The organism is Kitasatospora sp. NPDC001539, from assembly GCF_040298565.1.
Taxonomy (GTDB): Bacteria; Actinomycetota; Actinomycetes; order Streptomycetales; family Streptomycetaceae; genus Kitasatospora.
Genome location: NZ_JBEPAK010000275.1, coordinates 1 through 8,767, shown reverse-complemented (window position 1 = coordinate 8,767; position 8,767 = coordinate 1). Strand labels below are relative to the sequence as shown.

Genomic DNA, 8,767 nt, shown 5'->3' with positions numbered 1-8,767 from the left:
GTGGCCGGGTTGTGAGGAAGTGAGAACGATGGCTGTGCATTCGGAGCGGGTGCAGACGCGGTCCCCGGAGCCAGGGGAGGCCGCGGTGGCCGGCAATGACACCAGCGCCGGCGGCGGCGGAGCCGGCGGCGCCGCGCCGAAGCGCCCCAGATCCGCGGGCGGGCCAGGCCTCGGCTCCCGCCTCGCCCCGTACCTGCTGCTGCTGCCGGCCGTCGTGGCGACCATCCTGCTGCTCGGCTGGCCGCTGCTGAAGACCGTCCTGCTGTCGTTCCAGAACCTCAACCGGCGCCAGCTGGTCATGCACCTGACCGAGTGGACCGGCTTCGACAACTACAAGGAGCAGCTGACCGACCCCGAGTTCTGGTCGGTCACCGGGCGCACCGTCGCCTTCACCCTGGTCAACGTGGTGCTGATCATGGTCGGCGGCACCCTCACCGGCCTGCTGCTCAACCACCTGGGCAAGAAGATGCGCCTGGCGCTGTCGATCGCGCTGCTGATGGCCTGGGCCATGCCGGTGGTCGCCGCGACCACCGTCTACACCTGGCTGTTCGACGAGCAGTGGGGTGTCGTCAACTGGTTCCTGGACCAGCTCGGTTGGCACTCGATGGCGCACTACAACTGGATGAGCGACGAGTACTCGACCTTCTTCGTCGTCATCCTGCTGATCGTCTGGATGTCGATCCCCTTCGTGGCGTTCAACATGTACGCCGGGCTCACGACGATCCCCAGGGAGCTGTACGAGGCCGCCCGGATGGACGGCGCCGGCTCCCTGAAGATCTTCAGCGCGGTGATCTTCCCCAACCTGAAGCCGTTCTTCCTGGCCACGACCTTCCTCGAGGTCATCTGGGTGTTCAAGTCCTTCACCCAGGTCTACGCGATCAACGGCGGCGGCCCCGAGAAGCTCACCCGGACCCTGCCCGTCCACGCCTTCCTGGAGGGCTCCGGCAGCCAGCACTACGGCGTCGGCGCCGCGATCGCGGTGCTCACCATCCTGATGCTGGGCGTGCTGATGGCGTACTACTTCCGCATCATGATCAAGCAGGAGGACGAGCTGTGAGGCGCTCTCTCTTCGGACGTACCTGGCCGAACGTGATCGCGGTCGTCCTCATCGTCTTCTTCATCTTCCCCGTCTACTGGATGATCGCGACCGCGTTCAAGCAGGACCGCGACATCATCAGCAAGACGCCGGTCTTCGTCCCCTTCGACGGGACCTTCCAGCACTTCACCACCGCGGTGAACGCCCCGGACTTCTGGACGTACACCACCAACAGCATCACCGTGACCGTCGGCGCGGTGCTGATCTCGCTGGTGATCGCGACCCTGGCGTCCTTCGCGATCGCGCGGATGAGGTTCCGCGGCCGCAAGACCTTCGTCCTGGTGATCATGATGGCGCAGATGGCGCCCTGGGAGGTCATGACCGTCGGGGCGTACATCATCTCCCGGGACAACGACCTGCTGAACAGCCTGGTGCCGCTGACCCTCTTCTACATGATGATGATCCTGCCCTTCACCATCTGGACGCTGCGCGGCTTCATCGCCGCGGTGCCGAAGGAGCTGGAGGAGTCGGCGATGGTCGACGGCTGCACCCGCACCCAGGCCTTCGTGAAGGTGATCTTCCCGCTGCTGGCCCCGGGCCTGATGTCCACCTCGCTGTTCGGCTTCATCACGGCGTGGAACGAGTTCCCGCTCGTGCTGTGGCTGAACAAGGAGCAGGGCAAGACCCTCCCGCTGTGGCTGTCCTCCTTCAAGACGGCCTTCGGCAACGACTGGGGCGCCACCATGGCGGCCTCCACGATGTTCGCCATCCCCGTGCTGATCCTGTTCATCTTCCTGCAGCGCAAGGCGGTCGGCGGTCTGACCGACGGCGCCGTGAAGGGCTGAGCCACCGTGAGCATCCTCGTTCCCACCGCCCCGGACAGCGACCAGCTGCACCGCGACGCCCTGACCGTCCTGCAGCCCGGCTTCGTCGGCACCGAACCGCCGGAGTGGCTGCGCCGCCACCTGGCCGCCGGGCTCGGCTCGGTCGCCCTGTTCGACCGCAACGTGGTCGACCTCGACCAGCTCTCCGCGCTCACCCGCGCGCTGCGCGCGGAGAACCCCGACCTGCTGATCGCCATCGACGAGGAGAGCGGCGACGTCACCCGGCTGGAATCGGGCTCCGGCTCCTCCTGGCCCGGCAACCTCGCGCTCGGTGCGATCGACGACCCCGCGCTGACCCGGGACGTCGCCCGCGAGCTGGGCCGGGCGCTGGCCGCGGCCGGCGTCAACTACAACTGGGCGCCCACCGCCGACGTCAACTCCAACCCGCGCAACCCGGTGATCGGCGTCCGCTCCTTCGGAGCCGACCCCCAGCTGTGCGCCCGGCACACCGCCGCCTGGGTGGAGGGCCTCCAGTCGGCCGGCGTGGCCGCCTGCTCCAAGCACTTCCCCGGCCACGGCGACACCGCCGTGGACTCCCACCACGGCCTGCCGGTCATCGACGTGGACCTGGACGTGCTGCGCGCCCGTGACCTGGTGCCGTTCCAGGCCGCGATCGCGGCCGGCACCAAGGCCGTGATGACCGCCCACATCATGATCCCCGCGCTGGACCCGGAACTGCCGGCCACCCTGAGCCCGACGGTGCTGCGCGACCTGCTGCGCGCCGCCCCGGCCGACGGCGGCCTCGGCTACCAGGGACTGGTCGTCAGCGACGCCATCGAGATGGGCGCCATCGCCGACACCTTCGGCATGGGGCAGGGCACCGTGCTGGCGCTGGCGGCCGGCGCGGACGCGATCTGCGTCGGCGGCGGGCTGGCCGACGAGGAGACGGTGCTGATGCTGCGCGACGCCATCGTGGCGGGCGTGCGCTCCGGCAGGCTCTCCGAGGAGCGGCTGGCCGACGCGGCCGACCGGGTCCGGGCGCTGGGCAGCTGGGGCCGGATCTCGGCCCAGGGCGAGCGGGCGGAGCCGGACCTCGCGGTCGGCCTGCGGGCCGCGCGCCGGGCGCTGAGGGTGGTCCGGGCGCCGGGCCGCGAGGTGCTGCCGGTGAGCGAGCGCCCGTACGTGGCCTCGTTCTCGGACGAGCCGAACATCGCGGTCGGCGACGTCACCCCCTGGGGCGTGGCCGGCATGCTGGCCGACCGCTTCCCCGGCACCCGCACCCGCGAGGTGTCGGCCGCCGAGGCCACCCCCGAACTGCTGGACGCCCTGGTCGCCGAGGTGGTGGCCGGCGCCGAGGACCGCCGGCTGGTGCTGGTGGTCCGGGACGCGCACCGGCACGCCTGGATGTCCGCCGCGCTGGGCCGACTGGTGGCGGCCCGGCCGGACGCCGCGGTGGTGGAGATGGGGCTGCCCCAGTCGGAGCCGATCGGCGCGCTGCACATCTCCACCCACGGCGCCGCCCGGGTCTGCGGGCTGGCGGCCGTGGAGGTGCTCACCGGGCAGCCGGGAGCGATCGGCTGAACCGACGGACGCGACGCCTTCGGCGGGGTACCGGGGGCGTCGGTGGACGGGCCCGTCATGCGCATGGCGCATGGCGGGCCCGTTCCGTTGTCCGGCCCGTTCCCGATCCGTTTCCCCCTTCGGGGCAGGAGATTTGAGTGATCGTCAGCGATATGACGGTGCTCCCTCAAGAGGGGCTTAAATCGCCCTTAAGTCCCACTGAGGGTGACGACCCGGCGACTGATCGCCACGCGGTACAACGGCTCTGCAACGGCCTTGGTGACAAGGCCTGTTGGCCGTTGACACCGCACTTGGTCTAGGCCAGAGTCCATGCATCCGGTTGGGACGTGACCGTCGCCGGATCTGGTATCGCGCCCTCCTCGACGCTCTTCGCCGCCCCGCCCGGACTCTCCGCCGCGGGCGCCAATCACGCTGTCGGCGGGCACCACCGTTCTTGAACAACCCTCGGAGGATGGCGTGATGAAGCGTCAGCTCGTGTCCGCGCTCGCGATCGCCGCCCTGGCGGCCGGACTGACGGCCTGTTCCTCGTCCGGCTCGCCCTCGGCGGACGGCAGGGGATCCTCCGCCGATCCGAAGTCCGCCACCGGCACCGTGACCGTCTGGCTGATGGACGACGCCCAGAAGAACTGGCCCGACCTCGTGCAGCGGGTCAACGACGAGTTCGCGGCGAAGTACCCGGGCGTCAGCCTCAAGCTCGCCTACCAGGGCTGGGCCGACAAGGTCGGCAAGCTCGACAAGGCCCTCGCCGCCGGCAACGCCCCCGACGTGGTCGAGCTCGGCAACACCGAGACCATGAAGTACGTGCTGTCCGGCGCCCTCGCCGCGGTCGACCGCACCACCTTCGACAACTCCGACAGCTGGATCAAGGCGCTCGCCAACACCTGCACCTACCAGGACAAGCTGTGGTGCGTGCCGTACTACGCGGGCGCCCGGGTCGCCGTCTACAACTCCGCCACCTTCCAGCAGGCCACCGGCAGCGCGGACTTCCCGAGGACGGAGAGCGACCTGCTGGCCGCACTGGACCGGATCGCGGACCGGAGCAAGTCCGACCGGACCTTCTCGCCGCTGTACCTGCCCGGCCCGTACTGGTACGCCGCGATGAGCTACGTCGCCGCGTACGGCGGCAGCATCGCCAGGTTCGACAGCTCCGGCAACTGGCACGGCACCCTGCACGACCCCAAGTCCCAGCAGGGCATCAGCCACTTCGTCGACCTGGTGCGCAAGTACAACAAGGGCGACCTGACGGTGAACGAGCAGAACCAGTTCGAGTCGATGGCCCGCGGGCACGCCGCCGCCTTCTACGGCAACGGCTTCGAGGCGGCCAGCGTGACCGCGCCCGTCACCGGCGACCCGAGCCTCAAGGACGTCGTCAAGGTGGCCACCATGCCCGGCCCGGACGGCAAGCCGCTGCCCACCTTCATCGGTGGCTCCGACCTCGCGGTCACCGCCAAGTCCGCACAGCCGGGGCCGGCCACCGACTGGATCCGGATGTTCACCAGCGCCAAGTCCGAGCAGGCGCTGGCCGACAAGGACATCCTGCCGAACAACCTCACCCAGCTGAACCCGCTGAAGAACAAGGCCACCACCGCCGCGGCCGCCAACGCCGTCCCGGACGCCTGGTTCACCCCGCTGGCCCCCGGCTGGGGCGCGGTGGAGAAGCAGAAGATCATTCCCGACATGCTGGCCGCGATCCTCAAGGGCAAGTCCGTCGACCAGGCCACCAAGGACGCCGACGCCGCGATCGACCAGCTGATCAACAACGCGTCCTGACGCCGGAACGCCACCGCCCGGCCCGCCGCCCCGCCCGCCGCCGCACGCCCTCGCCGGACCGCCGCGAGGACCGTGCGGCCGGGCGCTTCGGGGGTGCTCGGCCGCAGGCGCCCTCGTAGGATTGCGCCAGCAAGCCAGCAAGCCAGCAAGCCAGCAAGCCAGCAAGCCAGCAAGCCAGCAAGCCGCAGCGAGTGTGCGGACTCGCCGCCGTAGAGGTCCCCGTCGGGCGACCGCCCGGACGGGGTCGACCCATCTCATCGGAGGCACACCCAGATGTCCGACCCGCAGACTGCTTCCGTCCCCGGCCGGATCATGGCGGCGGAGATGGCCGAGCAGCCGGCCGTCCTCCGGCGCATCCTCGACGAGGGCGCGCCGAAGATCCGCGGGATCGCGGCCGCGATCGCCGCCCGCAGCCCCCGCTTCGTCCTGCTGACCGCGCGCGGCACGTCCGACAACGCGGCGCTCTACGCCAAGTACCTGGTCGAGATCCTGCTCGGCAAGCCGGCCGGCCTGACCTCGATGTCCACCATCACCGCGTACGGCGCCAAGCCGGACCTCACCGACGTCCTGGCCGTCACCGTGAGCCAGTCCGGCGGCTCGCCCGACCTGGTCGCCTCCACCAAGGCCGCCCGGGAGGCCGGGGCGATCACCCTCGCCGTCACCAACAACCCCGACTCACCGCTGGCCGAGGTCTCCGAGTTCCACATCGACGTGCTGGCCGGACCGGAGAAGGCGCTGCCGGCCACCAAGACCTACACCGCCGAGCTGCTGGCGCTCTACCTGCTGGTCGAGGGTCTGCGCGGCGGGGACGGGTCGGCCGCCGCCGGGCTGCCGGCCCTGGCCGCCGGAGTGCTGGAGCGGCAGGCCGAGGTGCGGGCGCTGGCCGAGCGCTACCGCTTCGCCCAGCGCCTGGTCATCACCTCGCGCGGCTACGGCTACCCGACGGCCCGCGAGGCGGCGCTCAAGCTGATGGAGACGACGTACATCCCGGCCAGCCCGTTCTCCGGTGCCGACCTGCTGCACGGTCCGCTGGCCATGGTGGACAACGTCTCCCCGGTCATCGCGATCGTTCCGGACGGCAAGGGCGGCGAGGCCCTGCAGCCGGTGCTGGACCGGCTGCGCGGGCGCGGTGCGGACCTCGTGGTGATCGGCCAGCAGGCCCAGGTGGACGCCGCCTCGGCGGGCTTCGCGCTGCCGCCCGGCGTGCCCGAGGAGCTCCAGCCGATCCTGGAGATCCTGCCGCTGCAGCAGCTGGCCTACGAGGTGACCATCGCCCGCGGCCAGGACCCGGACGCCCCGCGCGCCCTGGCCAAGGTCACCGAGACCCACTGAGCGTCGCGCGCCGGCCGGTTCCCCGTCCACAGGCTGTGGACGGGGAACCGGCCGCTTGAGCGGCGGAACGCGGTCAAGGGGAAGGGGGGCGGGGGAGGAACACCCCGGACAGCACTACGGGCCACGGCGCCGACACGGGACCCTCAACCCGTGCGGCACCGCAGCCCGGAGCTGTCGTCGGGCACCGGGGGCGGGCGAGGACTGTGCGGGGTCCTCGCTCGGCGGTGTCCGACCGAGGAGGGGCCGCGCGCGGTCAGGGCGGTTGCGCGGTGGCCTCTCCTTGGTGCCCTTCCATTGTGGACTAGACCAATCTGAGTTGTCCAGGCCGGACCGGAAATTGGTCTAAACAACCTGCTGGCCGCCCGGACGGCCCCGGAGCCGCGCCGCCCCCGCCCCTGCCCGGCCCCGCCGGGCGCTCGCCCCGGCCCCGCCCCTGCCCGGCCCCGCCCGCCTCCGGAGGTCCGCCCTCCGGTCCGCCGCGCCCGGCCCCGACCGGCGGCGCTACGCTCGCCATGTGCCCTCGCTGAACGAACTCGTCCGCCGCCACACCACCCTCACCGGGGCCGACGTGGAATGGCTCCACATGCTGGTCTCGGAGTGGCAGCTGCTCTCCGACCTCTCCTTCGCCGACCTGGTGCTGTGGATCCCCACCTGGGACGGCATCCGCTACGTCTCGGTGGCGCAGATGCGGCCCAACACCGGCCCCACCTCCTACCAGGACGACATGGTCGGCCACCTCGTCCCGCGCGGCCGCCGTCCGCTGCTGGACGCCGCCTTCGACGAGGGGCGGATCGTGCGCGAGGGCGACCCGGAGTGGCGCGAGGAGGTCCCGGTCCGGGTCGAGTCCATCCCCGTCCGGCGCGAGGGCAAGGTGCTCGGGGTGATCGCCCGCAACACCAACCTGCTGACCGTCCGCACCCCCAGCCGGCTGGAACTCACCTACCTGCAGAGCGCCTCCGACCTGGCCCAGATGATCGCCGCCGGCAGCTTCCCGTTCCCCGGCGTCGAGCAGGCCGACATGGACGCCGCGCCCCGGGTCGGCGACGGCCTGATCCGGCTGGACGCGGACGGCATCGTCACCTACGCCAGCCCGAACGCCCTCTCCGCCTACCACCGGCTCGGCCTCACCACGGACCTGGTGGGCAGCCACCTCGGCCGGACCACCGCCGACCTCGCGCCGCCGTCCCGCTCGGCCGTCCACGAGGCGCTGGTGAAGCTGGCCAGCGGCTGGGCGCCCCGGCAGACCGAGGTGGAGGCGCAGGGCGGAGTGGTGACCGTGCGCGCCATCCCGCTCAAGCCCAAGGGCACGCTGACCGGTTCGCTGGTGCTCTGCCGGGACGTCACCGAGCTGCGCCGCCGCGACCGCGAGCTGATGACGAAGGACGCCACCATCCGGGAGATCCACCACCGGGTGAAGAACAACCTGCAGACCGTGGCCGCCCTGCTGCGGCTGCAGTCCCGCCGGATGGAGTCGGAGTCCGGCCGGGCCGCGCTGGACGAGGCGGTGCGCCGGGTCGGTTCGATCGCGATCGTGCACGAGACGCTCTCCCAGGGGCTGGACGAGCGGGTGGCCTTCGACGAGATCGCCGACCGGGTGCTGGCGATGGTGATGGAGCTGTCCCAGGACGGCCGGGTGGCGACCCGCCGCACCGGCAGCTTCGGCATCCTCTCCGCCGAGGTGGCCACCCCGCTGTCGATGGTGCTGACCGAACTGCTGCAGAACGCCCTGGAGCACGCGTTCGGCCCGACGGCCTCCGGGAACCTGGAGGTGAGCGCCCTGCGCGGCCGGGCCCCGGCGACCGGGATGGGCTGGTCGGACAGTTGGAACGGCGGCGCCCGGCCGGAGGAGTACCTGCTGATCACCGTCCAGGACGACGGCCGGGGCATGCCGGAGGGGTTCGACCCGAAGACGGCGGGGAACCTCGGTCTGCAGATCGTCCGCACGCTGGCCACCGGGGAGCTCGGCGGCACGTTCGACATGGTGGCCGGCCCGAACGGCGGGACCAAGGTGGTCCTGGAGATCCCCGTCCGCTGATGCATCGGGTGCGCGGCAGGGGCGTGCGCCCAGTGGAAGCGCCGGGTGCGCACCCCGCGCGCCCTGCGCCTCGGGCGCCGCGCAGCCGGCGGGGACCGAACGGCCGACCCCGACGGAAACAGAAACGAGGCCCTGTCGACCGGGGGGGGTGGGTCGACAGGGCCTCTCAACCCGTTCCGGCAGATCGGA

At 71.5% G+C, this 8,767-nt stretch carries 6 protein-coding genes; all 6 read left to right on the top strand.

Features of this window, described 5'->3' with window-relative positions; translation table 11 throughout:
• Nucleotides 1-28: 28 nt before the first annotated feature.
• The 6 genes from ABT247_RS28905 (at nucleotide 29) to ABT247_RS28880 (ending at nucleotide 8,578) form a co-directional block, all read left to right on the top strand.
• Nucleotides 29-1,057, top strand: coding sequence for a carbohydrate ABC transporter permease (locus tag ABT247_RS28905; RefSeq protein WP_392894459.1), 1,029 nt, complete (start codon nucleotides 29-31; stop codon nucleotides 1,055-1,057).
• Nucleotides 1,054-1,881, top strand: a complete 828-nt coding sequence (locus ABT247_RS28900) for a carbohydrate ABC transporter permease (RefSeq protein WP_350748145.1) — start codon at nucleotides 1,054-1,056, stop codon at nucleotides 1,879-1,881. The genes ABT247_RS28905 and ABT247_RS28900 overlap by 4 nt, the downstream gene beginning before the upstream one ends.
• 6 nt (nucleotides 1,882-1,887) lie before the next feature.
• The gene (locus ABT247_RS28895; protein WP_350748142.1) at nucleotides 1,888-3,441 is read left to right on the top strand and encodes a glycoside hydrolase family 3 protein; all 1,554 of its coding nucleotides are present in this window, start codon (nucleotides 1,888-1,890) and stop codon (nucleotides 3,439-3,441) included.
• Between the two features lie 459 nt (nucleotides 3,442-3,900).
• The gene (locus tag ABT247_RS28890) at nucleotides 3,901-5,211 is read left to right on the top strand and encodes an extracellular solute-binding protein (RefSeq protein WP_350748140.1); all 1,311 of its coding nucleotides are present in this window, start codon (nucleotides 3,901-3,903) and stop codon (nucleotides 5,209-5,211) included.
• 273 nt (nucleotides 5,212-5,484) lie between these two features.
• Nucleotides 5,485-6,543, top strand: coding sequence for an SIS domain-containing protein (locus ABT247_RS28885; RefSeq protein WP_350748137.1), 1,059 nt, complete (start codon nucleotides 5,485-5,487; stop codon nucleotides 6,541-6,543).
• 514 nt (nucleotides 6,544-7,057) lie between these two features.
• A complete protein-coding gene (locus tag ABT247_RS28880) occupies nucleotides 7,058-8,578 on the top strand; it encodes a sensor histidine kinase (protein WP_350748134.1) in 1,521 nt (506 codons plus the stop codon).
• Nucleotides 8,579-8,767: the final 189 nt, after the last annotated feature.